Source organism: Streptomyces sp. YKOK-I1, assembly GCF_054660435.1.
On record NZ_BAAGDR010000001.1, the window covers coordinates 2,461,533 to 2,484,949 of the forward strand.

General features: G+C 72.2%; 24 protein-coding genes and 1 pseudogene. 14 read left to right on the forward strand and 11 right to left on the reverse strand.

The features are described from left to right. The first annotated feature begins 2 nt into the window (after positions 1–2). Together ACYQ8Q_RS10425 and ACYQ8Q_RS10430 are read left to right on the forward strand one after the other, a co-directional pair. Entirely contained in the window at positions 3–1,346 is a 1,344-nt protein-coding gene (locus tag ACYQ8Q_RS10425) for a M1 family metallopeptidase (RefSeq protein ID WP_460063854.1), read from the forward strand. Between the two features lie 13 nt (positions 1,347–1,359). Then, entirely contained in the window at positions 1,360–1,734 is a 375-nt protein-coding gene (locus ACYQ8Q_RS10430; protein ID WP_460063855.1) for a YchJ family protein, read from the forward strand. Between the two features lies 1 nt (position 1,735). On the opposite strand, the gene ACYQ8Q_RS10435 is transcribed toward ACYQ8Q_RS10430, so the two are convergent. Beyond that, on the reverse strand, positions 1,736–2,437 hold the full coding sequence (locus ACYQ8Q_RS10435) for a FadR/GntR family transcriptional regulator (RefSeq protein WP_460063857.1): 702 nt from the start codon (positions 2,435–2,437) through the stop codon (positions 1,736–1,738). Positions 2,438–2,568: 131 nt separating this feature from the next. Between ACYQ8Q_RS10435 and ACYQ8Q_RS10440 the strand changes: the two genes are divergently transcribed. The 3 genes from ACYQ8Q_RS10440 (at position 2,569) to ACYQ8Q_RS10450 (ending at position 5,739) form a co-directional block, all read left to right on the forward strand. Then, the gene (locus tag ACYQ8Q_RS10440; protein WP_460063860.1) at positions 2,569–3,090 is read left to right on the forward strand and encodes a gluconokinase; all 522 of its coding nucleotides are present in this window, start codon (positions 2,569–2,571) and stop codon (positions 3,088–3,090) included. Positions 3,091–3,139: 49 nt separating this feature from the next. Beyond that, positions 3,140–4,537, forward strand: a complete 1,398-nt coding sequence (locus ACYQ8Q_RS10445) for a GntT/GntP/DsdX family permease (protein WP_460063863.1) — start codon at positions 3,140–3,142, stop codon at positions 4,535–4,537. 62 nt (positions 4,538–4,599) lie between these two features. Continuing rightward, positions 4,600–5,739, forward strand: a complete 1,140-nt coding sequence (locus tag ACYQ8Q_RS10450; RefSeq protein ID WP_460063865.1) for a hypothetical protein — start codon at positions 4,600–4,602, stop codon at positions 5,737–5,739. Here the strand turns inward: ACYQ8Q_RS10450 and ACYQ8Q_RS10455 are convergent. From ACYQ8Q_RS10455 to ACYQ8Q_RS10465, 3 genes are all read right to left on the reverse strand, one after another. Further along, positions 5,736–6,356 carry a cytochrome b/b6 domain-containing protein gene (locus tag ACYQ8Q_RS10455; RefSeq protein ID WP_460063867.1) on the reverse strand — a complete coding sequence of 207 codons (621 nt, stop codon included), beginning with the start codon at positions 6,354–6,356 and terminating at the stop codon, positions 5,736–5,738. The genes ACYQ8Q_RS10450 and ACYQ8Q_RS10455 overlap by 4 nt on opposite strands. Further along, entirely contained in the window at positions 6,340–7,065 is a 726-nt protein-coding gene (locus ACYQ8Q_RS10460) for a molybdopterin-dependent oxidoreductase (protein ID WP_460063869.1), read from the reverse strand. The genes ACYQ8Q_RS10455 and ACYQ8Q_RS10460 overlap by 17 nt, the downstream gene beginning before the upstream one ends. A 94-nt stretch (positions 7,066–7,159) precedes the next feature. After that, positions 7,160–8,125, reverse strand: a complete 966-nt coding sequence (locus ACYQ8Q_RS10465; protein WP_460063871.1) for a hypothetical protein — start codon at positions 8,123–8,125, stop codon at positions 7,160–7,162. A 342-nt stretch (positions 8,126–8,467) separates the two neighbouring features. Here ACYQ8Q_RS10465 and ACYQ8Q_RS10470 point away from each other — a divergent pair, with 342 nt between their 5' ends. Together ACYQ8Q_RS10470 and ACYQ8Q_RS10475 are read left to right on the forward strand one after the other, a co-directional pair. Next, a complete protein-coding gene (locus ACYQ8Q_RS10470) occupies positions 8,468–9,361 on the forward strand; it encodes a DMT family transporter (protein WP_460063874.1) in 894 nt (297 codons plus the stop codon). Positions 9,362–9,413: 52 nt separating this feature from the next. Beyond that, positions 9,414–9,929, forward strand: a complete 516-nt coding sequence (locus tag ACYQ8Q_RS10475; protein ID WP_460063877.1) for an NUDIX domain-containing protein — start codon at positions 9,414–9,416, stop codon at positions 9,927–9,929. Here ACYQ8Q_RS10475 and ACYQ8Q_RS10480 read toward each other — a convergent pair. Further along, on the reverse strand, positions 9,904–10,605 hold the full coding sequence (locus ACYQ8Q_RS10480; RefSeq protein WP_460063879.1) for a hypothetical protein: 702 nt from the start codon (positions 10,603–10,605) through the stop codon (positions 9,904–9,906). The two genes, ACYQ8Q_RS10475 and ACYQ8Q_RS10480, sit on opposite strands and share 26 nt — an antisense overlap. A gap of 65 nt (positions 10,606–10,670) precedes the next feature. On the opposite strand from ACYQ8Q_RS10480, the gene ACYQ8Q_RS10485 reads away from it, so the two are divergent. Together ACYQ8Q_RS10485 and ACYQ8Q_RS10490 are read left to right on the forward strand one after the other, a co-directional pair. Next, a complete protein-coding gene (locus ACYQ8Q_RS10485) occupies positions 10,671–11,063 on the forward strand; it encodes a YidH family protein (RefSeq protein ID WP_460063881.1) in 393 nt (130 codons plus the stop codon). Then, positions 11,060–11,395, forward strand: coding sequence for a DUF202 domain-containing protein (locus ACYQ8Q_RS10490; RefSeq protein WP_460063885.1), 336 nt, complete (start codon positions 11,060–11,062; stop codon positions 11,393–11,395). The genes ACYQ8Q_RS10485 and ACYQ8Q_RS10490 overlap by 4 nt, the downstream gene beginning before the upstream one ends. A gap of 11 nt (positions 11,396–11,406) precedes the next feature. Here ACYQ8Q_RS10490 and ACYQ8Q_RS10495 read toward each other — a convergent pair whose 3' ends face one another. After that, entirely contained in the window at positions 11,407–12,357 is a 951-nt protein-coding gene (locus ACYQ8Q_RS10495; protein ID WP_460063887.1) for an NADP-dependent oxidoreductase, read from the reverse strand. Between the two features lie 168 nt (positions 12,358–12,525). Between ACYQ8Q_RS10495 and ACYQ8Q_RS10500 the strand changes: the two genes are divergently transcribed. Both ACYQ8Q_RS10500 and ACYQ8Q_RS10505 read left to right on the forward strand, forming a co-directional pair. Continuing rightward, a complete protein-coding gene (locus ACYQ8Q_RS10500) occupies positions 12,526–13,557 on the forward strand; it encodes a phosphotransferase family protein (protein ID WP_460063889.1) in 1,032 nt (343 codons plus the stop codon). A 5-nt stretch (positions 13,558–13,562) separates the two neighbouring features. Then, positions 13,563–14,777 (forward strand): acyl-CoA dehydrogenase family protein, encoded by a 1,215-nt coding sequence (locus ACYQ8Q_RS10505; protein WP_460063892.1) that lies wholly within the window; start codon positions 13,563–13,565, stop codon positions 14,775–14,777. Between the two features lie 86 nt (positions 14,778–14,863). Here the strand turns inward: ACYQ8Q_RS10505 and ACYQ8Q_RS10510 are convergent, their stop codons facing one another. The 4 genes and pseudogenes from ACYQ8Q_RS10510 to ACYQ8Q_RS10525 all read right to left on the reverse strand — a co-directional run bounded on the left by ACYQ8Q_RS10510 (position 14,864) and on the right by ACYQ8Q_RS10525 (position 17,004). After that, a complete protein-coding gene (locus ACYQ8Q_RS10510) occupies positions 14,864–15,457 on the reverse strand; it encodes a TetR/AcrR family transcriptional regulator (protein WP_067250669.1) in 594 nt (197 codons plus the stop codon). Positions 15,458–15,483: 26 nt separating this feature from the next. After that, entirely contained in the window at positions 15,484–15,741 is a 258-nt protein-coding gene (locus ACYQ8Q_RS10515) for an AMP-binding enzyme (RefSeq protein ID WP_460073245.1), read from the reverse strand. An 88-nt stretch (positions 15,742–15,829) separates the two neighbouring features. After that, positions 15,830–16,243: pseudogene (locus ACYQ8Q_RS10520) on the reverse strand (AMP-binding protein); the annotation flags it as partial. Then, a complete protein-coding gene (locus ACYQ8Q_RS10525; protein WP_460063894.1) occupies positions 16,240–17,004 on the reverse strand; it encodes an SDR family oxidoreductase in 765 nt (254 codons plus the stop codon). The gene ACYQ8Q_RS10525 and the pseudogene ACYQ8Q_RS10520, both read right to left, overlap by 4 nt. Before the next feature lie 225 nt (positions 17,005–17,229). Between ACYQ8Q_RS10525 and ACYQ8Q_RS10530 the strand changes: the two genes are divergently transcribed. Further along, positions 17,230–18,516, forward strand: coding sequence for a serine-threonine protein kinase (locus ACYQ8Q_RS10530; protein ID WP_460063897.1), 1,287 nt, complete (start codon positions 17,230–17,232; stop codon positions 18,514–18,516). 36 nt (positions 18,517–18,552) lie between these two features. Here ACYQ8Q_RS10530 and ACYQ8Q_RS10535 read toward each other — a convergent pair whose 3' ends face one another. Beyond that, positions 18,553–21,342, reverse strand: a complete 2,790-nt coding sequence (locus ACYQ8Q_RS10535) for a penicillin acylase family protein (protein WP_460063899.1) — start codon at positions 21,340–21,342, stop codon at positions 18,553–18,555. A gap of 212 nt (positions 21,343–21,554) precedes the next feature. On the opposite strand from ACYQ8Q_RS10535, the gene ACYQ8Q_RS10540 reads away from it, so the two are divergent. After that, positions 21,555–22,163: a hypothetical protein gene (locus ACYQ8Q_RS10540; RefSeq protein WP_460063902.1), complete on the forward strand. Its 609-nt coding sequence runs from the start codon at positions 21,555–21,557 to the stop codon at positions 22,161–22,163. 134 nt (positions 22,164–22,297) lie between these two features. Next, positions 22,298–23,374, forward strand: a complete 1,077-nt coding sequence (locus tag ACYQ8Q_RS10545; RefSeq protein ID WP_460063904.1) for an RNA ligase (ATP) — start codon at positions 22,298–22,300, stop codon at positions 23,372–23,374. Positions 23,375–23,417: the final 43 nt, after the last annotated feature.

Here is a 23,417-nt window from a genome sequence, read left to right on the forward strand (position 1 = left end):
AAGTGGCAGTGCAGCAGTCAGTGGGTTCGGACCCGTATTTCCCGGACAACGGCGATCCCCGTTACCGGGTGCATCGCTACGAACTCACGCTGGACTACCGTCCCGGCCCGAACCGGCTGTCGGGCACGGCCCGGATCAACGCGATCGCGGGCCGGGCGCCGCTGGCCGAATTCCAGCTGAACCTTGCCGACTTCAGGATCGGGCGGGTCCGGGTGGACGGCCGGCAGCCGCACTACACGCACCGGGGCGGAAAGCTCCGTATCCGCCCCGCCAAGGCGCTGCGCGCGGGGGCCGCCTTCACCGTCGAGGTGCACTGGGCGGGCAACCCCAAGCCGGTGTCGAGTCCGTGGGGCGGGCTCGGCTGGGAGGAGCTGACGGACGGCGCGCTGGTGGCGAGCCAGCCGGTGGGTTCGCCCTCGTGGTATCCGTGCAACGACCGTCCCGCCGACAAGGCGTCGTATCTCATCTCGGTCACGACGCCGTCGGCGTACTCGGTGGTGGCGGGCGGGCGGCTGCTGACCCGGACCACGAAGGCGTCGACCACGACCTGGGTGTACGAGCAGTCGGCGCCGACGTCGAGCTATCTGGTCGGGCTGGCGATCGGCAAGTACCAGACGGTGCTGCTGGGCGATCCCGGGCTGGGCGGGGTGCCGATGCACGGGCACATACCGGCGCATCTCCTTGCGCAGTTCTCTCGGGACTTCGCCCGGCAGCCGGGGATGATGGACCTGTTCCAACGGCTCTTCGGGCCCTACCCGTTCGACGAGTACGCGGTGGTCGTGGCCGACGAGGAACTCGATGTCCCGGTCGAGGCACAGGGGTTGTCGCTGTTCGGCGTCAACCATGTGGACGGGGCCCGGGGTTCGGAGCGCCTGGTGGCGCACGAGCTGGCCCACCAGTGGTTCGGCAACAGTGTGTCGATCGCCGACTGGCGGCACATCTGGCTCAACGAGGGCTTCGCGAAGTACGCGGAGTGGCTGTGGTCGGAGCGGTCGGGCGGCCGTAGCGCCCAGCAACTGGCCGCCGCCGCACACCGGTTGCTGTCCTCGCGGCCGCAGGACCTGAAACTGGCCGACCCGGGCCGCAAGACGATGTTCGACGACCGGCTGTACCAGCGCGGCGGGCTCGCCGTGCACGCGCTGCGGTGCGCGCTCGGCGACGACGCGTTCTTCCGGATGCTGCGCGGCTGGCTCGGGCTGCACCGGGGCGGCGCGGTCACGACCTCCCTGTTCACGGCCCACGCGGCCCGGTTCACCCCGGAGCCCCTGGACGACCTGTTCGAGGCCTGGCTGTACCGGCCCGCGCTGCCGCCGCTGCCCGGGGCCGAGACCCGCGCGACGGCCTAGGACAATGGCCGGTATGACCACGCGTACCTGCCCGTGCGGGCTGCCCCAGTCGTACGACGCCTGCTGCGGCCGTTACCACCGTGGCCCCGTAGGCGCGCCCACCGCCGAGGCGCTGATGCGGTCGCGGTACTGCGCCTTCGTGAAGGGGGACGCGGCGTATCTGCTGCGGACCTGGCATCCGCGGACCAGGCCGGCGCGGCTGGACCTCGATCCGGGGATGCGGTGGACGGGGCTGGAGATCCTCGCGACGCAGGACGGGTCCGCGTTCCACACGAGCGGGACGGTGGAGTTCCGGGCGTCCTTCCGGGGCGGCTCGCTGCACGAGGTGAGCCGGTTCGAACGGGTGGACGGGGCGTGGGTGTACGTCGACGGGGACTTCCGCGACTGACCTACGGCGCCAGGACGTCCAGTTCCTGGAGGGCGCCGGCCATGATCTCGCGGGTGAGCTCCTCGGCGCCGGGGCCGTCGCCCGCGCGGATCATCTCGGCCAGCCGGACGTGCAGGGTGACGGCCGCCGGGTCCGGGTCCTCGAACATGACCCGGTGGTGGGTACGGCCGGTGAGGACCTCGGCCACGACGTCGCCGAGGCGGGCGAACATCTCGTTGCCGGACGCGGTGAGGATCACGCGGTGGAAGGCGATGTCGTGCAGGAGGTAGCCCTCCAGCCGGTGGCCCCGTGAGTGGGCCACCATGCCGAGGGCGCACTCGGTGAGTTCCGCGCACTGCTCGGCCGTGGCGTGGCGCGCCGCCAGGCCCGCCGCGACCGGTTCGATCGCCGAGCGCAGCACGGTGAGCGAGCGCAGCTGGTGCGGACGGTCGGCGCCGGCCAGCCGCCAGCGGATGACCTGCGGGTCGTAGACGTTCCACTCGGCCTTGGGGCGGACGGTCACGCCCACGCGGCGGCGGGACTCGACCAGGTGCATGGACTCCAGGACCCGGACCGCCTCGCGCATCACGGAGCGTGAGACGTCGAAACGCTGGGCCAGCTCGTCGGTCCGCAACACGCTGCCCGGAGGGTATTCGCCCGCGGTGATGGCGGGGCCCAGGGTGTCCAGTACATGGCCGTGCAGACCCCGGCCCGGAGTGGTCATGCACTCAGCGTACGGGGTGGATCACCGGGCCAAAAAGTCAGACTTATTTGTCACAGGCCCTTGATTAGTCGTACCTAATCGGTTTCAGTGTCCGTCGACATCAGGTGTCGTCGGAAGACAGCGAGGCAGAGATGCGTACCCCCCACGTCGTCGCGGTGATGGGCGTCGCCGGCACGGGCAAGACCACGATCGGTCCCCTGCTCGCCGCCCGGCTCGGCGTTCCCTACGCCGAGGGCGACGACTTCCACCCGCAGGCCAACATCGCCAAGATGTCGGCCGGCGTCCCGCTGGAGGACGCGGACCGGTGGCCCTGGCTGGACGCCATCGGCGCCTGGGCGCACGGGCGGGCCGGGCGGGGTGGCGTGGTCAGCTGCTCGGCGCTGAAGCGGTCGTACCGGGACCGGCTCCGCGCCACGGCGCCGGGGCTGGTGTTCGTGCACCTCGCGGGCGACCGGGCGCTGATCGAGGACCGGATGGGGCACCGGCGGGGCCACTTCATGCCGACCGCGCTGCTGGACTCGCAGTTCGCCACGCTCCAGCCGCTCCAGCCGGACGAGGCGGGGGTCGTCGTCGACGTCTCCGGCTCGCCCGAGGAGATCACCGACCGGGCCGTACGCGCGCTCGCCGGCCTGCCCGACGACGGCCACCTGTAGTCCGCACCCTCCTCTCCCCTCCCCTCCTTCACCACTGCAAGGGACACCCGTGACCAGACTCAGCGTCGAGATGCTGGCAGCGGACACCGCCGAGCCCATCACCTCGGCCGGCCACGCCCAGCTGGGACTCGCCGTGCTGGCGGGCATCGCCGTCATCGTGCTGCTCATCACCCGCTTCACACTCCACCCGTTCCTGTCGCTGACCATCGGCTCGCTCGCGCTCGGCGCGTTCGCCGGGGCGCCGCTGGACAAGGTCATCGCCAGCTTCACCACCGGACTCGGCGCCACGGTCGCGGGTGTCGGCGTGCTGATCGCGCTCGGCGCGATCCTCGGCCGGCTGCTCGCGGACTCCGGCGGCGCCGACCAGATCGTCGACACGATCCTCGCCAGGGCGGGCGGGCGTTCGATGCCCTGGGCGATGGTGCTGATCGCCTCGGTGATCGGTCTGCCGCTGTTCTTCGAGGTCGGCGTGGTGCTGCTGATCCCCGTCGTGCTGATGGTGGCGAAGCGGGGCAACTACTCGCTCATGCGGATCGGCATCCCGGCGCTGGCCGGCCTGTCCGTGATGCACGGACTGGTGCCGCCGCACCCCGGCCCGCTGGTCGCGATCGACGCGGTCGACGCGAACCTGGGCGTCACGCTGGCGCTCGGCGTGCTCGTCGCGATCCCCACGGTCGTCATCGCGGGCCCGGTGTTCTCCCGGTTCGCCGCCCGCTGGGTGGACGTCCCCGCCCCCGAGCGCATGATCCCGCAGCGGCCCTCGCAGGAGCTGGAGCGCCGGCCCGGCTTCGGGGCCACCCTCGCCACCATCCTGCTGCCCGTGGTGCTGATGCTGTCCAAGGCGCTGGTCGACATCGTGGTGGACGACCCCACGCACACCGTGCAGCGCGTCTTCGACGTCGTCGGCTCCCCGCTGATCGCGCTGCTCGCGGCCGTCCTCGTCGGCATCTTCACGCTGGCCCGGCCCGCCGGGTTCGCCAGGGACCGAATATCCGCCCTGGTCGAGAAGGGGCTCGCGCCCATCGCGGGCATCCTGCTGATCGTCGGCGCGGGCGGTGGCTTCAAGCAGACCCTGATCGACAGCGGGGTCGGTCAGATGGTCCTGGACATCTCGAAGGACTGGTCGATCCCGGCCCTCCTGCTGGCCTGGCTGATCGCGGTCGCGATCCGGCTGGCGACCGGTTCGGCGACCGTGGCGACGATCTCGGCGGCCGGTCTGGTCGCCCCGCTCGCCGCCGACATGTCGACGACCCACACGGCCCTGCTGGTCCTGGCGATCGGCGCCGGCTCGCTGTTCTTCAGCCATGTCAACGACGCCGGCTTCTGGCTGACCAAGGAGTACTTCGGCCTCAGCGTCGGCCAGAACATCAAGACCTGGTCGGTCATGGAGACGATCATCTCGGTGGTCGCGGGCGGGCTGGTGCTGCTGCTCTCACTCGTCCTGTAGGGGTTCCGCCGGGCGGTGCGGGCGGCCCATGATGACCCCGGGGCGACGACTGGGGGGACGTCATGGCCGTATCACTGGGGACACGTGTGTCCGCGCTGCTCTTCGTGGGGGCGATCGCCGTGGCCACGGCCGCCGTGACGGACCCGGGCGGTACCGCGGCGCGGGGCGCCGCACGGGCGGACGTGTCCGGCGGGACGGCCGGGGGCCCGGGCGGGAGCGGGGCGTTCTCCGACGGGCCCGTCGCGGAGACCCCGCCGGTGTCGCCGTCGCCGGGGCCCAGCGCACTGGGGTCCGGGGGCACGGAGGCGGACACGAGCGCCCCGCGCGCCCCCGGGGGCTCGCGTGCCCCGTCACCGGGCGGGAGTACGACGGCGGCGCCCGCCGCGCCCGCCTGGTTGCCGCCCGGCCCCGTCTCCCCCGACACCGATCACCGGCCCGACCCGGACAGCGTGTACGACCTGCTCCGCTCACCGGACCGCTGCCGGGACGCCCTGACGCTGATCTCCCGCACCTCCCCCCTCGGCGACGACTGGAAGGTCCTGCGGGGGCTCGCCCATGCCTGTCTCGCCGTCCAGGGACGCGAGAGCGGGGGCTGGGCGGCGGCGGAACGGGACCGCGCCGGGCTCACGGGGGTGCCGGACACCTGCAAGGGGCGGGCCGCCCGGCGGGTGCTGGACGGTCTCCTCGCCTTCCACCGGTCCCGTCCGTCAGCCGTCGCCCGGCCCAGGGCCGTACCCGCCACGGCCACGCCCGCCTGCGCCTACGCGATCGCCTCGGTCGACGTGGGCGGCGACGGCGAGGCCCGGCCCGGCGATCCCCTCCGGATCGAGCTGCGCGGCACCTACTTCGACCAGGCGGAACTGCTGCGGGCGGGGACGGTGCTCGTCGGGGGACGGCCCACGGGCGGGCCGCTGCACGCCGTCACCCGGTCCGGGGACGGGCTGGTGCTGGCCACGGTGGTCCCGGACCTCGGCCTCGGCGCCGCGCAGGGGTCCGTCGGGGTGACCGTGAGCGTGCGGTACGCGACGACGGAGGCGGTGAGGGTGAACGCGTTCCGGGTACCGGGACCGGAGGTGAGCGGCCCGACCGAGGGGCCGGGAGCCACAGGCTCACCGGGCGCGTCCGTCGGGCCGAGCGGCTCAAACGGGGTGAGTGGGTCAGATGCGTCGGCCATGTCCGACTCCCGCTCCCCCTGGGGCTAGGGCCGCCAGAGCGGGTGTTCGCGTTCCGCCCACTCGCGGCTCACCGCGCCGGTGCGCATGCCATGGCGGGCCTCCGGGTCGGCGAGGGCCATGCCGATGTGGCCGGCGAGGACCACGCCGATGGTGAGGGCGAGCCAGTCGTGGACGAAGGTCGCGCTGGTGCGCCACATGATCGGGGTGAGATGGGTGAACCACATCATGAGACCGGTACCGAGCATCACCAGCGTCGCCCCGGCGATCCAGGCCGCGTAGATCTTCTGACCGGCGTTGAACTTGGCCGCCGGACGCGACTCGGGCCGTCTGTCCCGGCGCAGCACGGACCGCAGCCAGCGGCGGTCCTGCGGGCCGAAGCGGTTGAGGTGACCGAGGTCGGCGCGGAACGCGCGGGAGGCGAGGCCCCCGAGCACCGGCAGCGGAAGCAGGACCCCCGCGATCTCGTGGACGCGGACCACCAGCTCACGGCGGCCGACGAGTTCCGCGAGCTCGGGGACGTACAGGAAGGCGGCCGTCAGCACGCACACGCCCATGAGGAGGGCGGTGGTGCGGTGGACCCACCGTACGGCGCGGGTGAAGCGGGGGATCCGGGTCATGGGCGGTGTCTCAGCTCGTAGGCTCATCGTCCCGCCCGTTCGAACGGCCGACCCAGGCGTCCACATCGTAGCCCCGGTCCTCCCAGTACCCCGGCTTCACGTCCTTGGTGACGGTGATGCCGGAGAGCCATTTGGCGGACTTGTAGAAGTACATCGGGGCCACATAGAGGCGGACCGGGCCGCCGTGGTCGTGGCCGAGGTCCTTGTCCTGCATGCGCAGGGCGACCAGGACGTCGGCGCGGCGGGCCTGGTCGAGGGTGAGGCTCTCGGTGTAGGTGCCGTCGAAGCAGGTGAAGCGCAGGGCGCCGGCCCCGGCCTTGACCCCGGCGGCGTCGAGGAGATCGGCGAGCCGTACGCCCTCGAAGGCGGTGTCGGGCACCCGCCAGCCGGTGACGCACTGGACGTCCTTGACCATGCGGGTCTGCGGCAGCGCCCGGAGCTGGTCCAGGGTGTAGGTGGCGGGGCGGTCGACCAGGCCGTCGACGGTGAGGCGGTAGTTCGTGGCGTTCTTGTGCGGGACGGAGGACGCCACCGAGTAGTAGCGGAAACCGCCGCCGTTGGGGAGCAGTCCGGTCAGACCGGTGGGGTCCTTCCCGGCGGCGCTGCCGAGGAAGGCCTCCAGACCGCGCTGGAGCGGGGGCGCGGCGACGACCCCCAGGGCGCCGAGGGCGAGGGTGCCGAGGAAGACACGGCGGCCGACGGGGGTGCCGCGTTCCTCGGGCTGTTCGGGGTTCACGTATCCATTCGAACACTCGCGGGCGGGGCGGGGCCAGGTTTCCTCGGAGCCGTCAGACTTCCGTCATCACTTCTTACCGAGCTCTCAGACGGGCTCATCTCTGCGGGACCGGAGCCGGCACCGGCCCGAGCGCTGCCGCCCGCGCCGAGCGGAACGCCGGACCGGGGGCCCGGTCCGGGTAGGACCAGGGCTCGGGCGTGAAGTGGTCGCCGATGTGCTGGAAGAGGGCGGCCGCCTCGGCGCCCCGGCCCTCGCAGACCTTGGCGTGGGCGAGGAAGTTCAGGTCGACCAGCCGTCGGGGGTGGCCGTCGTGCTCCCACTCCAGCCACCAGTCGAAGGCGGCCTTCATGACGTCCCCGGCGCGGTCGTCGCGCCAGTGCCCGGAGGCGGCCGGGTCGGCGGGGGCGAAGCCGTGGCCGGCCAGGACGCGGTAGCGCTCGGCGTGCGCGACGACCGGCAGGATGGCGAGCGGGGAGTCCGCGGGCGCCTGTTCGGCGGCCCACGCGGCGAAGTCGTACACCTCGTGCAGCGGGTCCGGGCCGCGTGCGGCGCGGCGCTCGGCGAACCGGGCGACCATCAGATGGTGGGCGTGGTGGTGGTCGCGGTGGCGGGCGCGGATCTCCTCGAAGATCCGCACGGCCTCGGCGCCACCGGCCCGCTCCAGCAGGAGCAGGCCCAGCCAGGGGGTGGGGTCGGCGGGCACGCACTCGGCGGCGGTGCGGCAGGCCGCGCGGGCGACGGCCGGGTCCTCCCGGCCGCGCAGGGCGCGGTGGACCTGGGCGAGGGCGTGCAGGACGCGTCCGTCGGGGCAGCCGGGGTGGGCGAGGAGCCAGTCGTGCGCCCAGGCGGCGACGTACGGTTCCCGGGCGAGGACGGTGAGGCGGTGGGCGCGGCGGTCCCAGTCGTCGCCCGTGTGGGCGAGCAGGGAGCGGGCGGCCTGCCAGCGGCCCTGGGACAACGCGGCTCGGGCGGCACCCAGTTCGGTGTCGTCGAGGGCCGGGTCGGGGGTCCGGGCGGCGGCGCGTCGGCGGCCGCGACGGGTGGGTGGGGGTAGGGGCACCGCGGGACTTCCTCATCCTCCTCGGTGACGGCTCTGGCATCGGCCCGCGATCGACCGATCACGCACAGCAAACCCCTCGTCACCGCCCGCGTCAAGGGCCGGGCGCCTGTGACAGGTGTCAACTACCGTGACGGCCAAGGAACTTGAGAATGCGCTTGCCCTGGTGGGGGGTGCGGTGCCGGGGCCGGCGCCGGGCCGGTGTGGCGTACGCCATGGCGCGGCCCGGCGGGAGCGCCCACCATGGCCTTACGGCCTCCCGGGGGCATGCAGGGCGCTGGGAGGCTACAGTCGGGCACCTACGCACCCCGTCCGTGGCCCGACCGGATGATCGAGGTACGCAGCGTGTCGGTTCTGGTTCTTGTTCTCGCCGTGAGCGCCGCCTGTTGCCTGGGCTTCGGGTTCGTGCTCCAGCAGAACGCCGCCCAGAAGGCACCGCTCGGCGACTTCCTGTCGCCCCGGCTGCTGCTCGACCTGATCAAGGTGCCGCGCTGGCTGGGCGGTATCGGTCTCATGGTGGCGGGCATGGTGCTCGGCGCGATCGCCCTCGGGCAGGGGGAGGTCTCCCTGGTCGAACCGCTGCTCGCGACGAATCTGCTCTTCGCGCTCGCCCTGTCCCGCCATCAGACCCGGCAGCCGCTGGGCCGCCAGGGCTGGGCGGGCCTGGCGCTGCTCGCCGGCGGGGTGACCGCGTTCATCGTGGCGGGCCAGCCGCGCGGCGGCACCGCGGTCACCGATCCGCTGCGGCACTGGCTGATCATCGGCGTGATGGTCGGAGTGGCGCTGCTGCTCACCGCGTACGCCAAACGCTCCCGGCTCAGCTCGGGCCCGGTGCTGCTGTCCCTCGCGGCCGGGCTGCTCTACGGCGTCCAGGACGCCCTGACCCGGGTGAGCGGCCAGCGTTTCTCCGCGGGCGGACTCGGCGAACTGTTCACCGGCTGGCAGCCGTACGCGGTGCTCGCGCTCGGTGTGACCGGGCTGGTGCTGGTGCAGAGCGCCTTCGAGACGGCACCGCTGCGGATGTCGCTGCCCGCGCTGACCGCGGCCCAGCCGCTCGCCGGGATCGTCTGCGGGGTGGGCTTCCTCGGCGACCGGCTGCACACCGACACCGGCGCGCTGGCCTGGGAGGCGGCGGGGCTGGCCGCGGTGGTCGCGGGAATCGTGCTGCTGGGCATGCACCCGGCGATGCCCTCGGGTGCCGCACCGCGTGAGCGGGTCAGCAGCCTCCAGACCCAGTAGTCCCGGGGCGGGCCCGGTCCCGCCGTCGGCGCGCGGCTGCTTGGATGGGCGTATGAGCGCTGCTGACGAGATCCTCGACATCGTCGACGAGAACGACCGGGTCGTCGGACAGGCCCCGCGGGGGCGGGCGTATGCCGAGGGGATGCGGCACCGGTGTGTGTTCATCCAGGCCCGGGACGCCGAGGGCCGGCTGTTCGTGCACCGCCGCACCTCGTCCAAGCTGGTCTTCCCCTCCCTGTACGACATGTTCGTCGGCGGGGTGGTCGGGGCGGGCGAGACCTACGACGAGGCCGCCCTGCGCGAGGCCGAGGAGGAACTCGGCGTGAGCGGGCTTCCCCGCCCGGGGTTCCTGTTCAAGTTCCTGTACGACGGCGGCGCCCGCGGAAGCTGGTGGTCGGCGGTCTACGAGGTGCGCTGCGAGGCGCCGGTCAGCCCTCAGGTGGAGGAGGTCGCCTGGCACGCCTTCCTGCCCGAGGAAGAGGTCGAACGGCGGCTGCCGGAGTGGGAGTGGGTGCCCGACGGACTCGCGGCGTACGAACGACTCAAGGAGTACCGGGCAGCGCGCTGAGCAGGGCCTGGCGTATCGGCGGGTGTGCGGCGCCGCCGCTGAGCGGGCCGGCGCCCGGTCCCGGCCAGTACGGGCTCTCCCAGAAGGGGTGGTCGAGGAACCGTACGGCCGCGGCGGGGGCCGCCCGCGGATCCACACCGACGGCGACCAGCGCGGCCGCTATCCGCTCCCGCGCCTCCTCGACCGGCGTGTCGGCGTCGCCGTAGGCGGGCAGCAGCAGGAGCAGCCGCCGGTCCGGGTCGCCGACCCCCTCGGCGTCCGCCGGTGCCGCGTGGGCCAGGGCGACCAGGTCCGGCCAGGACAGCCCCGGTCCCCTGAAGTGCCCCTCGATGGCCGCCAGCTCCCGCTCGCGGGGCAGGCCGGGGTCCGTGAGCAGGTAGTCCGTGCCGGAGTCGTCGGGGAGGTTGCGGTGCACCACCCACACCGTCCGCCCCTGCGGCAGCGGTATCCGGAACGCCGGCCACACGGCCGTCCCCTCGTACAGCGCCTCGGCCGCCGCGTCCACGTCCGCGTGGTCCGCGCCGAAGGGCTCCGGGTCGTCCGCGAAGGCGTCCCAGACCGGGCCGTAGTACGCGGGCCAGAACCCGGGCAGGCCGAGGAGGTGCTCGGCGGGGGCGATGCCGTGCCCGGGTGTCGCGTACCCGGCCAGTGCCGTGGGGTGGTCCAGGAGGTCCATGTCCGAAACCGTAACGGGAGGCACTGACAACGCCCCCGCGAGAGCCGCCGGGTAGGGTCCTGGGCGTGATCGCCTTCGTACGGAACGTCCGGTTGTGGTTCGCGCCCGCACAGGTGCGGGAGGAGGGCAGCACCCCGGACTACCGGTTCTCGCTGGCCAACGAGCGCACGTTCCTGGCGTGGCTGCGGACCGCGCTCGCGCTGATCGGCGGGGGCTTCGCGGTGGACCAGTTCCTGCCGGACCTGCGCTGGGGCTGGCGGGTCGGTCTCGCGCTGGCGCTGCTGGCGGCGGGCGTGCTGTGCTCGCTGCGCGCGGTGAACCACTGGATGCGCTGCGAGCGGGCGATGCGCCGGGGCGAGGATCTGCCGGCGTCGCGCTTCCCGGCCCTGCTGAGCGTGGTCGTCGCGCTGGTGGCGGTGGCGATGGTGGTCGTGGTGCTGCTCGGCTGGGCCGGATGAACGGGGTGGGCGGGGTGAGCGGGGTGGCGGACCGGGATCCGGGACTCCAGCCGGAGCGGACGCGACTGGCCTGGCGGCGGACGACCCTGTCGAGCACCGTCGCCGCCGTGCTCGCCGTGAAGACCGCGCTGCACGGCGGCGCTTCGGCGGCCGGGATCATCTCCTGCGCCCTCGTGTGTGCGCTGTGGCTGGCGTTCCTGCTGCTCGCCCACCGCCGGATCCGCGCCCTGGCCGCGGCCCCGGCACCCTCCGCGCTCCCTCCTCGGCAGGCCGCCCTCGCGGTGCTGTGCGCGGTGGCGACGGCGGTGTGCGCGGCGGCGCTGGTGGTCTAGCCCGCCCGGCCCTACGAGCTGTCGCGTTCGTCCTCCCACGGCACCGTCACCACGATCTTGCCGCGGGTGCGTCCCTCCTGGCTCAGGCGGTGCGCGTCCGCCGCCCGCTCCAGCGGGAACGTCTCGGAGACGTGCACGGAGACCACGCCCTGTTCGACCAGCTCCGCCAGCCGGGTGAGGTCCTCGGCGTCGGGCCGTACGAAGTAGTAGACGCCCCCGTAGCCGACGACCTCCCCGTCGGCGATCGACGCCAGACGGCCCTCCGGGGCCAGCAGCTGGGCGGAGACCTTCAGCGTGTCGCCCCCGACGGTGTCGAACACCGCGTCGACCCCTTCGGGGGCCAGCCCGCGCACCCGTTCGGCGAGCCCCTCGCCGTAGGTGACCGGTTCGCCGCCGAGCGAGCGCACGAAGTCGTGGTTGGGCTCGCTCGCCGTGCCGATCACCCGGGCGCCGACGTGCCGCGCGAGCTGGACGGCGATCGAGCCGACGCCGCCCGCGGCCGCGTGGACGAGGACCGTCTCGCCGCGTCGGACCTTCAGCACCCGGGTCAGCACCTGGAGGGCGGTGAGGCCGGTCAGGGGCAGTCCGGCCGCCTCCTCCCAGGTGAGGTTGCGGGGCTTGCGGGCCAGGGTGCGCACGGGGGCGGCGACGAACTCGGCGAAGGTGCCGCGGGAGAGGAAGTCCTCGCGGACGTACCCGACGACCTCGTCGCCGGCCGTGAACTCGGAGACCGCGACCCCCGGCCGGACGACCACTCCGGAGACGTCCCAGCCGGGCACCACCGGGAAGACGGCGTCGAGCACGGGGTCCACATATCCCTCGCGGCACTTCCAGTCGACGGGGTTGACGGCCGCCGCCCGGACCCTGACCAGCACCGAGTCGGGGCCGACCTTGGGGTCGCGGATCTCGCCGTACTCCAGCACCTCGGGACCGCCGTAACGGCTGTAGCTGATGCCCTTCATGTCACCGACCCTCCGGGGTGATCGAGTGCCGCGCAACCCGGATGCCCGGCGGGAGCGGCCGGAAAGGCCTAGGGTGGGGCCGATCACGTCGCGTGCCGCCACTGGACTACATACCGACCGGTCGGCATGATGGGTGGGTAGTCTTCACCCGTCCGTAGGAGCGATGTCATGAGCCCCGACCACCCGCCAGGTCTCGACCTCGACCGACTGCGCGCCCTGCTGGAGCGCGAGCGCCCCGGTCTGGTCGCCGGGCCCCTCACCGGCCGGCTGATCGAGGGCGGACGGTCGAACCTCACGTACGAGATCGGCGACGGCACGGACAAGTGGGTCGTACGGCGGCCCCCGCTCGGCCATGTGCTGGCCACCGCGCACGACATGAAGCGCGAGCACCGGGTGATCAGCGCCCTGCACCCGACGAACGTGCCGGTGCCGCGGCCGGTGCTGCTGTGCGAGAACCCCGAGAACGAGGCGGCCCTCGGCTCGCCCTTCTACGTGATGGAGTTCGTCGACGGCACCCCGTACCGCACGGCCGCCGAGCTGGCCCCGATCGGCGCGGAGCGCACCCGGGGCGCGGTGCTGTCGCTGGTGGACACGCTGGTCGAGCTGCACGCGGTGGACCCGGCCGAGGTGGGACTGGCCGACTTCGGGCGTCCCGAGGGCTTCCTGGACCGCCAGCTGCGCCGCTGGGGCAAGCAGCTGGACGCCTCCCGCAGCCGTGACCTGGCCGGGATCGACGAGCTGCACGCGGCGCTCGGCCGCGCCCTGCCCTCCTCTCCCGCCCCGGCCGTGGTGCACGGCGACTACCGGCTCGACAACGTCCTGATCGACGACGAGGACCGGATCAGGGCGATCCTCGACTGGGAGATGTCCACGCTCGGCGACCCGCTGACCGACCTGGGCCTGCTGGTGATGTACAGCGTGCCGCTCCAGCTGCCGGACTCCCCCATCTCCACGACCGCCTCGGCCGCCGGTCACCCGTCTCCGGCCGAGCTGATCGAGCGGTACGCGGCGCGCTCGGGGCGTGATGTCTCGGCCGTCTCCTGGTACACGGCGTTCGCCTGGTTCAAGCTCGCCGTGATCCTGGAGGGCATCCACTACCGGTACACGCTGGGCCAGACGGTCGGGCGCGGCTTCGACCGGATCGGGGAGCTCGTCCCCGTCTTCATCGAGCACGGACTGACCACTCTCCAGGAAGGCTGACCGCCATGGACTTCGCGTTCGACGCGCGCACCGAGGAACTGCGCGGGAAGCTGCTCGCCTTCATGGACGAGTACGTCTACCCGGCCGAGGCCGTCGCGGAGGAGCAGCGGGCCGCGCTGGCGTCCCCCTGGGACACGCCGGCCGTGGTCGAGGAGCTGAAGGCGGAGGCGCGCAGGCAGGGCCTGTGGAACCTCTTCCTGCCCGACGCCGAGTACGGCGCGGGGCTCACCAACCTCCAGTACGCGCCGCTCGCCGAGATCACCGGCCGCTCCCCGCAGCTCGCGCCCACCGCCCTGAACTGCGCCGCTCCCGACACCGGGAACATGGAGGTGCTCACGCAGTTCGGCGACGAGCAGCAGAGGAAGCAGTGGCTGGAGCCGCTGCTGTCCGGTGAGATCCGCTCGGCGTTCGCGATGACCGAGCCGGAGGTGGCCTCCTCCGACGCCACGAACATCACCACGCTCATCCGGCGGGAGGGCGACGAGTACGTCATCTCGGGCCGCAAGTGGTACATCTCCGGCGCGATGAACCCGGACTGCAAGATCCTCATCGTGATGGGCAAGACGGACCCCGAGGGCGCGGACATCCGCCGTCAGCAGTCGATGGTGCTCGTGCCGCGCGACACCCCGGGCGTCACCGTCAAGCGGGCCATGCAGGTGTTCGGCTACGAGGACCACTACCACGGCGGTCACGCCGAGGTGATCTTCGACGACGCGCGCGTGCCGGTGACGAACCTGATCGGCGAGGAGGGCGGCGGCTTCGCCATCGCCCAGGCGCGGCTCGGTCCGGGCCGGATCCACCACTGCATGCGGCTGATCGGCATGGCGGAGCGGGCGATCGAGCTGATGTGCCGGCGGGCGGTGTCCCGGACGGCGTTCGGCAAGGCCCTCGGCCAGCAGGGTGTGGTGCACAACTGGATCGCGGACGCGCGCGTGACGGTCGAGCAGCTGCGGCTGCTGGTGCTGAAGACCGCCTGGATGATGGACACGGTCGGCAACCGGGGCGCCCACACCGAGATCCAGGCCATCAAGATCGCCACGCCCCGCGCGGTCGTCGACATCATCGACCGGGCCATCCAGCTGCACGGCGCGGGCGGGGTCAGCCAGGACTTCCCGCTGGCCGAGCTGTACGCCGGGGCGCGCACGCTGATGATCGCGGACGGGCCGGACGAGGTGCACCAGCGGTCGCTGGCGCGGCGTGAGCTGAAGAAGTACCTGTAGGGCACACGGTAGCGGTAAGGGGCGGTCGCCATGGACGACCGCCCCTTACTCATGCCTCACTCATGCCTCATAGCTTCTCTCGCGCTCTACGGCCGCAGGGCCCGCAGCAGCAGGTCCGCGAGGTGGTCGGCGACCTCCTGGGCGCCCATCGGGCCGTCCGGGCGGTACCAGGTGGACAGGTGGTGGACGGAGCCGAAGTGGTAGTCCACCACCAGGTCGGCCGGGGTCGCCGTGGAGAAGACGCCGGCCTCCTGGCCCTCTTCGACGAGCGCGCGGAAGCGTTCGTGGTAGCGCCGGCGCTCGGCGCGGACCTGCTTGTTCTTCTCCGGGCTGAGATGGTGCATCGAGCGGAAGAAGATCATCGCGTCGTCGAGGTTCTCGATCGTCGTGACGACGACGTCGGCCGCCGCGCCCCGCAGCCGCTTCTCGATCGGCTCGTCGGCGTCCGCGAAGGCGTCCAGGCGTTCCTGCTGCACGCGCAGCACGCGCGCGTACACCTCGTGCAGGAGATCGTCCTTGGATCCGAAGTAGTGGTACAGCGCTCCCTTGGTGACGCCGGCCGCCTCGACGATCTCCTGCACGGAGGTGCGGTCGTAGCCCTGCTCGGCGAAGAGCCGGGTGGCGGCGGCGAGGAGCCGTTGCGGAACAGGGGCCTCCGAGCCGTCCGTCGTCCTGGGCACTGCCGCCACCCGCCTTCCTTCTCGTTCTACTGGTCGTGCGCTCGGGAACGCGGTTCCCGACGGAGAATCTTCCCACTCGCCGTCTTGGACAGGTCGGGGAGGATCTCCACCTGACGCGGATACGTGTAGGCCGCCAGTCTGTCCTGGCAGTAAGCGGCGAGCGTATCGGCATCCGCGTCCGTGCCGGGACGGAGGTCGACCGGGGCCTCGTGCTGCGGCGGGACGGCAGCGCAGGTGGCTGCGCACTTGGCGAAGTGGTAACACATCGTGAGCCGGCAGACCATGCCGGTGGTTCGGCCTCCTCCTCGCACCTCCGGCAGGCCCTGCCGCGACGCCCCTGCCGGGACGACCACAACCTGCCATCGCGCCCGATTCCCGCCAGAACGGCGCCTTGTGGCCGGCGCGGGCCACGGCGGTCAGGTCGTCGGCGTCCGGGGCCTGCGGGAGCCGTTCGAAGGTCAGCACGCGCGCGTCGCCACGGGTCTGGAAGTCCAGCTCACAGGCGGTGAGCACGATCCGCACGGCTTCCCCCACCTTGTACATGGGGTTGACCGGGACGACGATCGCGCCCGCCTTCCAGGCGCCGAACAGGGCGAGGACGAAGGCCGGGGAGTTCTGGAGCAGGACCGCCACCCGGTCGCCGCGCTCCAGGCCGCGCGCGGCGAGGTGCCCGGCGACGGACCGGCGCAGCGCCTCCACCAGTGAGTCGGCGGGGTCGATCGGGGCCCGCTGGACGTCGTCGAGCAGGGCCACCCAGGGCTTGGCCGCGTAGCGGGAGACGGTCATTCGACGGCCTCCCACTTCCGCTGGAGGTGGTTCATGTTGCCCAGCCAGCGGTCGGGGTCGGCGGCGCGCGCCTGGTAGTAGCCGGCCACCTCGGGGTGCGGCAGGATCAGGAACCGGTCCTCCTCGATTCCCTTGAACAGGGCGTCCGCCACGTCCTCCGGCTCGATCGCGGTCGGCTTGAGCACCAGGTCGCCCGCGCTGCCGGTGGCGTCCAGCATGCCGGTGCGCACACCCTGCGGACAGATCGCGTGGACCTTGATCCCGCGGTGGCGGTAGGTGAGCGAGAGCCACTCGGCGAAGGCGTAGGCGCCGTGCTTGGTGACGCTGTACGGCGCGGCGCCGATCATCGTGAGCAGTCCGGCGGCGGAGACGGTGGAGACGAACCGTCCGCCGCCCCGCTCCAGCCAGTCCGGCAGCAGGGCCTCGGCCGCCCGCACATGGGCCATCACGTTGACGTCCCAGGCCTGCGCCCACACGGCCTCGCCGGCCGCCTCGGAACCGCCGGAGGCGACCCCGGCGTTGGCGCAGTAGACGTCCACGGTGCCGCCGAGCGCCTCCCGGGCCGGGCCGACGATCGCCGAGGCGTCCCCGGGCACGGCGGTCCCGCCGATCTCCTCGGCGACGGCGCGTGCCCGCCCCGCGTCCAGGTCGTTGACGACGACTCTGGCCCCCTCGGCGGCGAACCGCCGGGCCAACGCGGCCCCGATCCCGCCTCCGGCTCCGGTGACGACCACTCCAGCACCCTGCACGGCTCCCACCATCGGTCTCCTTCGACACGACGCGACACGGCTCAGCAGCCCCAGACTAACCGGTCGGTATGTAGCAGGAAAGGGGCTCCCGAGGCGCCGCCGAAGGGGCGCGGGGAACTGCGCGGACAACCCCCACATACCCGCGCCCGAAACCCAAGCCGTGACGTATGGCCAACTCCCCTGGTTAGCAGGACGATACGCCGCACATCGCACTGCCCCGGGGGACGGGAGCCAACCATGGCACGACCGACGATGAGCGTGAGCCCGTACTGGGAACTGACCTTCGACGCGGACGGCGACGCGGACACCGCACAGCGCGACCGCCTGCTGACCGGCGTGAAGCAGCGGAAGATCCGCGACCTGATCCTCTTCTCGCACGGCTGGAACAACGACCGCGACGGCGCCACCCGCCTCTACAGCGGCTTCTTCGCACCGGTCCCCGCCCTCGCCCCGCCCGCCGCGAGGATCGGCTACGCGGGCGTGGTGTGGCCCTCGATGCGGTTCTGCGACGAGCCGATCCCCGACTTCCCGCACACGGCGACGGCGCTCTGGACCCCGGGGCTGGACGACGGCACCCGGCACGCGCTCCTGGAGACCTTCCCCGGCCGGGCCACGGTGGTCGAGAGCATCGCGCGGCTGCTGGAGCAGCGGCCGCCGGAGGCGAGCGAGCTGGAGGAGTTCGGCCGGCTGGTGCGGGAGCTGGTGGACGCGGTCCCGCCGGGCCCGCAGGCGCCGTTCGCCGCCGACACGCTCGCCGAGGGCGTGCCGCAGGACGAGCCCGAGATGTTCACCGGGTCGACGGCGACGGCCTGCGCCGCGTTCGCGACGGCCCTGGCCGGCCTCGGCGGAGAAGGCGACGGCGAGGTGCGCGGCTTCGCGCTGCCCAACCCGTGGGACGGGGCGAAGGAACTGCTGCGGCAGGCGACGTACTACGCGATGAAACGGCGCGCGGGGACGGTCGGCGAGCGGGGGCTCGGGCCGCTGATCGGACGGCTGGCCAAGGCGGCGCCCGGGGTGCGGGTGCATCTGGTGGGGCACAGCTTCGGCGGACGGCTGGTGTCGTTCGCGCTGCGGGGGCTGCCCGAGGGGGTGCGCACGGTGAAGTCGGTGACGCTGCTCCAGGGGGCCTTCTCGCACTACGCGTTCGCCGCGCAAGGGGTGCTCCAGGGGCATCAGAACCGGATCGACGGCCCTCTGGTGTGCTGCTACTCGCGGTTCGACCAGGCGCTGAGCACGATGTACCCGCTGGCCTCCCGGATGGCCGGCGACGACCGCGGGCTGATCGGGGACGTGCTGGGCGCCAAGTGGGGTGCCATGGGACACGACGGGGTGCAGTCGGTGCCGGGTACGCGCGCGTACCGGCTCGCCGAGGTGCTGGCGCCCGGGAGACTGCCGCCCACGGGGTGCGTGAACGTGGACGCCGCCGAGGTGGTCCGGCGGGGCGGGGCGCCGGCCGGGGCGCACAGTGACATCGTGCACCCCGAGCTGGCGCGGGTGGTGCTGGCGGCGGGCCGCATCACCTAGGACGCGGCCCGCCGCCGCAGGACGTGCCGGTGGCGCCTAGCGGTGGGACGTGAACTCGACCACCTGCTGGAAGGTGGGCCGGTTCTGCCAGCTGATGTTGTAGTGCTTGATGCCGCCCAGGGTGCGCTGGACGATCGAGTCGGCGCACCACTGGTCGCCCGCCGAGCACAGGGTGTCACCCGGGTAGACCTGGGCCGCGGTCTTGCCGGCCGCCGTCTTCAGGGTGCTGATCAGGACGTCCCGGCAGCCGCTGAGCGTGCCGCCGCCGCAGTACTTCTGCGTCAGCCCGCCCTGCACCGTCTGACCGAGCACGGCCCGGATGTCCTTGTCGACATAGCTCCACCAGCCGTACTGGAAGGAGCTTCCGGCGTGCGCCCCGGTCGGGCCGTGGGCGGCCGACGGGGACTCGTCGATCGGCAGGTTGGCGGTGAGCGCGGTGTACAGGTCGGTGCCGAGACCCGATTCGAACTCGCCCTGGACCAGCAGCGGCCACCACGCGTCCAGGATGCGGATCGCGTCGGCGTTGGCGTACGCCTTCGAACCGGCCGAGGTCTCGGTGCGCTTGGCGCCCGCGGTCAGCCAGGTCTGGAGTTTGGTGACCGCCGCCGCGGCCGTGGAGTCGGTGACCGTGGAGCTGTTGATCACCTTCAGCAGGTTGGGCAGGACGTTCTCGGCGCGCAGGTCCGCGAGCGAGGCGTCCGCCATGGCCTTCACCAGGGAGGCCCGGGTGACCCCGCCGGCCGCGACCAGCGCCTTGACCCGGCTCTCCAGGAGGTTGCCGCGGTGCACGGAGCCGTCGCCCCAGGAGGCCGTGGTGTAGTTCAGGGCCTGTTTGTTGTTCCAGGAGACGTAGTAGTCCTGGTCGATGGAGTTGGGGTGCTCCGAGGCCGCGGTGTAGGTGGCCGTGTTGGTGGCCGGCACCCAGTTCTTCCACTCGTACGCCGCCTGGGCCCACACCGGGAACTCGGAGTCGACGCCGGTCGCGCGCACCGGGTTGTCACCGCTGTTGTAGTACGCGGTGTGCGTGGAGTCGGCGTAGAACCAGTTGAAGGTGTAGTTGATGTGCTGCACCGCGCTCTGGAACGTCTGCGGGCTCTTGACGTAGTCCGGGTCGTTCAGCATCTGGAAGCCGATGATGGAGTCGGCCTCGTGCATGAACGACGAGCGCAGGGTGGTGTAGGCGACCTTCTTGCCGCCTACGGTCGCCCGGTACTCCACGGGGCCGTACTTGGTGCGGTACACCCGCATCGTGTACGAGCCCGCCGCGGTGTCGTCGGCGGTGGTCGGCTTCCAGGAGTTCTTCTGCTCGACCACGTCCATGGCCGTGCAGGTGCCGTGGTAGAGGTAGTGGTAGTCGTCCTGGCACAGTTCGACCGCGTAGGTGTCGATGATGTCCTGGCCGGAGGTCGTGGCGGACCACGCGTAGTCCTGGCCGCGGCCCAGTTCGACGTACATGCTCAAGCCCGCGAAGGAGGCGCCGCGGGCGCTGATGCCCGGGCCCTGGATCTCCTGGAGCATGAGCAGCTGCGGGGCGAAGTAGCCGGTCTGGGGTCCGAAGACGGCGATCGGGTGGCCGCTCGCGGTGTACTTGCCGCTGACGACGAGGGCGTTGGACATGCCGCGCTTCGCCGAGCTGAGGGCGGTCGCGGTGGCCGCCGCGGCGGTGGCGGAGGCGCTCTGGTCCGCGCCGGTGCCGGTGGCGTCGTAGACCAGCGGCTGGGTGCCGACCGTGCCGGAGTCCGGCAGCGCCTGGCCCTGTGCGGTGTCGGGCTTGGCGCCGTACGGGAAGCTCTCGCCGTTGTGGACGGTGAGGACGGCCTCGGGGTCGTTGCGCTCGCGGAACGCCTCCCAGGCCTTGGTGCCCTCGGTCACGCCGTACTTCTCCTGCGCCTCCAGCAGCGAGATGGCGTTGTTGACCTCGCCGCCGCCGCCGGAACCGAAGAGCGCGCCGATCACCGAGGCCAGCGCCACCAGGTCGGTGATCTTGAAGTGGTCGATGGTGCCCGCGTTGGTGATTGAGTCCTTGTGGCCGGTCAGGACGTACTCACCGGGGAAGTAGCGACCGCTGTCGGAGGCGTCGATGTAGGAGTTGATGCCGTCGAGGTAGGCGTTCGCGTCCGCGAGGGCCTGCTGGCCGCGGGTGCCGTTGTTCGCGACGGCGTTGTCGATCTGGGCCTGGAGGTCTGCCTCGGTGTACGGAGCGTTGCGCCAGAACTGCTGCTCGAGACCCTGGTTGGAGGGGTCGCCGCCGGCGAAGGTGGTGAGCTGGCCGCGGCCGACGTGGCGGAACACGTCCATCAGCCACAGCCGGTCCTGGGCGGCGGCATACCCGGCGCCGAACTCGGTGCCGTATCTGGTGGTACCGGTGATGTGCGGAACGCCCGTCTTCTTGTCGCGGACGATCGTCACATCGCTGCGGCCGGCCGGACTCAGGGTGGAGGCGACTTGATCGGAAGCGACACCGAACGACGCGTCGTTGAAGAAGGTGTTGATCGTCGCGTTGGTGAGGCCGGAGTAGCCCTTGGCCAGGTTGGCGTAGGGGCCGAGCTGGTCCTCGGCGTGGTCGGGCTGGGTGCCGAAGGCCTGGTTGAGCAGGATCTGCGCGAGGGTGGCGTTGCCGTTCTCGCCGGGCGGCAGGATGTCGGAACACTGGCCGCCGCAGTAGTCGTTCGCCGCGGTGACATCGGCCGCGGCGGCGGTCGTCTGGGCAAGGGGCGACAAAAGACCGGCAATGAGGGCGCATACGGATGCGGTCTTCAGGAACCCGGGGAATCTGCCGGGAGTTCTCAGTCTGTCGAGAGTGAAGCGGGGGGTTCGCCGTGGCATCGGCTGCTCCTAGCGACGCGGGGGAATCGGCGGAAGGTTACCGGCGGTATCCCCGGGATTGAAGATGAACATGCGTCAAGTTTTCGGCAGGTGGCTGCCCGTGAAGATCGGAGGGAGCCGAATCGCATGTCGATACGTCTATTCGACGACGTCCGTACGACGACGCCGAAGTGACCGAAGTACAGGTGCAGATGTGACGGAGGTGCAAGGCGATGGCGGGTTTCCGGAGTCTGGCGAGACAGGCGCGAGACGCTCGGTGCGATCTGGCACTGCGGCGTTACTCGCTCCGCAAGTGCCTTGAGCGGTTCGCTCCCTACGGGCACAGGGCGACCTGGGACCATCTGTGCTCCCGGGCCGGGTTCGGACCCGAGGACCGCTCCCCCGACCCGGCGCGGCTCGTGGCCGCGTTGGACGAGCTGGAGGAGGCGCGGGTGGTCTGGCTGGCCTACGAGGTCGAGTTCGCCGAGCGCCGCAAGAAGGAGAAGCACGACGGGCTGCGCAGGCCGGGCAGTGTCGACGACTGGCACCGGCTCACCTGGGGCGGCTTCGGCGTGGCGTGGTGCGACGACCCGCGGGTGCACCCCCGTGCGCCGCTGGCCGAGGTGCTGCGCCGGCTGATCAGCGCGCTGGAGCGCGAACCGGGCCACTCCTGCCCGGTCTGCGGGGGTGAACGCCTCCAGTGGAAGTACGACCTGGACCACGAACCGTCGTCGGGTCCGGTCTGCACGGACTGCGGCATCCTCGTGCCGCGGCCCGTCCTCACCCCTGAGGCCCTGGCGTACGCCCGGCGCGGACGGCTGCTGGTGTCGGTGTCGGCCTGAGGTCCCCCACCGGGGGTGCGCCGGGGATGCCGCACCCCCCTTGGTACCAGGTTCTAAACGGTTCGCTCCAGCCCTTTCCCACAAGGACAGTTGGGGGTGATGAAACCGAACCGATGAACCGAAGGAGCTCCTCGATGTCGACGCTGCGCGTCACCGCCGAAGTCCTGACCGTGCACGAACACCCCAACGCGGACGCCCTCGAACTGGCCCAGGTCGGCCTGTACCGGGCCGTCGTCGCCAAGGGCGCGTACCGCACCGGTGAGGCCGCCCTCTACATCCCCGAGCAGGCGGTGCTGCCGCTCGAACTGGTGGAGGAGCTGGGGCTGTCCGGACGCCTGGCGGGCAGCAGGTCCGACCGGGTGAAGGCGGTGCGGCTGCGGGGCGAGCTGTCGCAGGGGATCGTGTGCCGGCCGGGCGCGCTGGCGGAGGTCGATCTGCTGCGGGCGGCCGCGGAGGGCACCGACTTCGCGGAGCGGCTCGGCATCGTGAAGTGGGTGCCGCCGATCCCGCCCACCATGAGCGGGGACGTCGAGGCGGCGGCGGATCTGCTGCCGTGGGTCGACATCGAGAACATCCAGCGCTACCCCGGCATCTTCGAGCCCGGCGAGCCCGTGGTCCTCACCGAGAAGCTGCACGGCTCGGCGTGCCTGCTGACGTATGTCGCAGGCGACAAGCGGGTGTACGTGTCCTCGAAGGGCTTCGGCGCGAAGTCGCTGGCGCTGACGGAGGATCCGCGGAACCTGTACTGGCGGGCGGTGCGCGGACACGGCGTCGCCGAGGCGGCGGCCCGCGTCGCCGAGCGGCTCGGGGCGCGGCGGGTCGGTGTCTTCGGGGAGGTGTTCGGCGCGGGGGTGCAGGATCTGACGTACGGCGCGGACGGACGGCGCGAGACCCTCGGGTACGCGGTGTTCGATGTGTCCGTGGAGGTCGGGGGCGTGGTGCGGTGGCTGGACACGGCGGAGGTGACGGGGCTGCTGGAGGGCGAACTGCCGCTGGTACCCCGGCTGTTCGAGGGGCCGTACGACAGCGATGCCGTCCTCGGGATCGCGACCGGCCGGGAGACCGTGTCCGGGCGCGGGCTGCATCTGCGGGAGGGCGTGGTGATCCGCCCCGCGGTCGAGCGGTACAGCACGGTCACCGGGGGCCGGGCGATCGCGAAGGCGGTGAGCGGCGCCTATCTGACACGGAAGGGCGGCACGGAGTACGAGTGACCCTGGGGCCGCGCGGGCCGGGGGTGGGTCGCGCGGTCCGGCG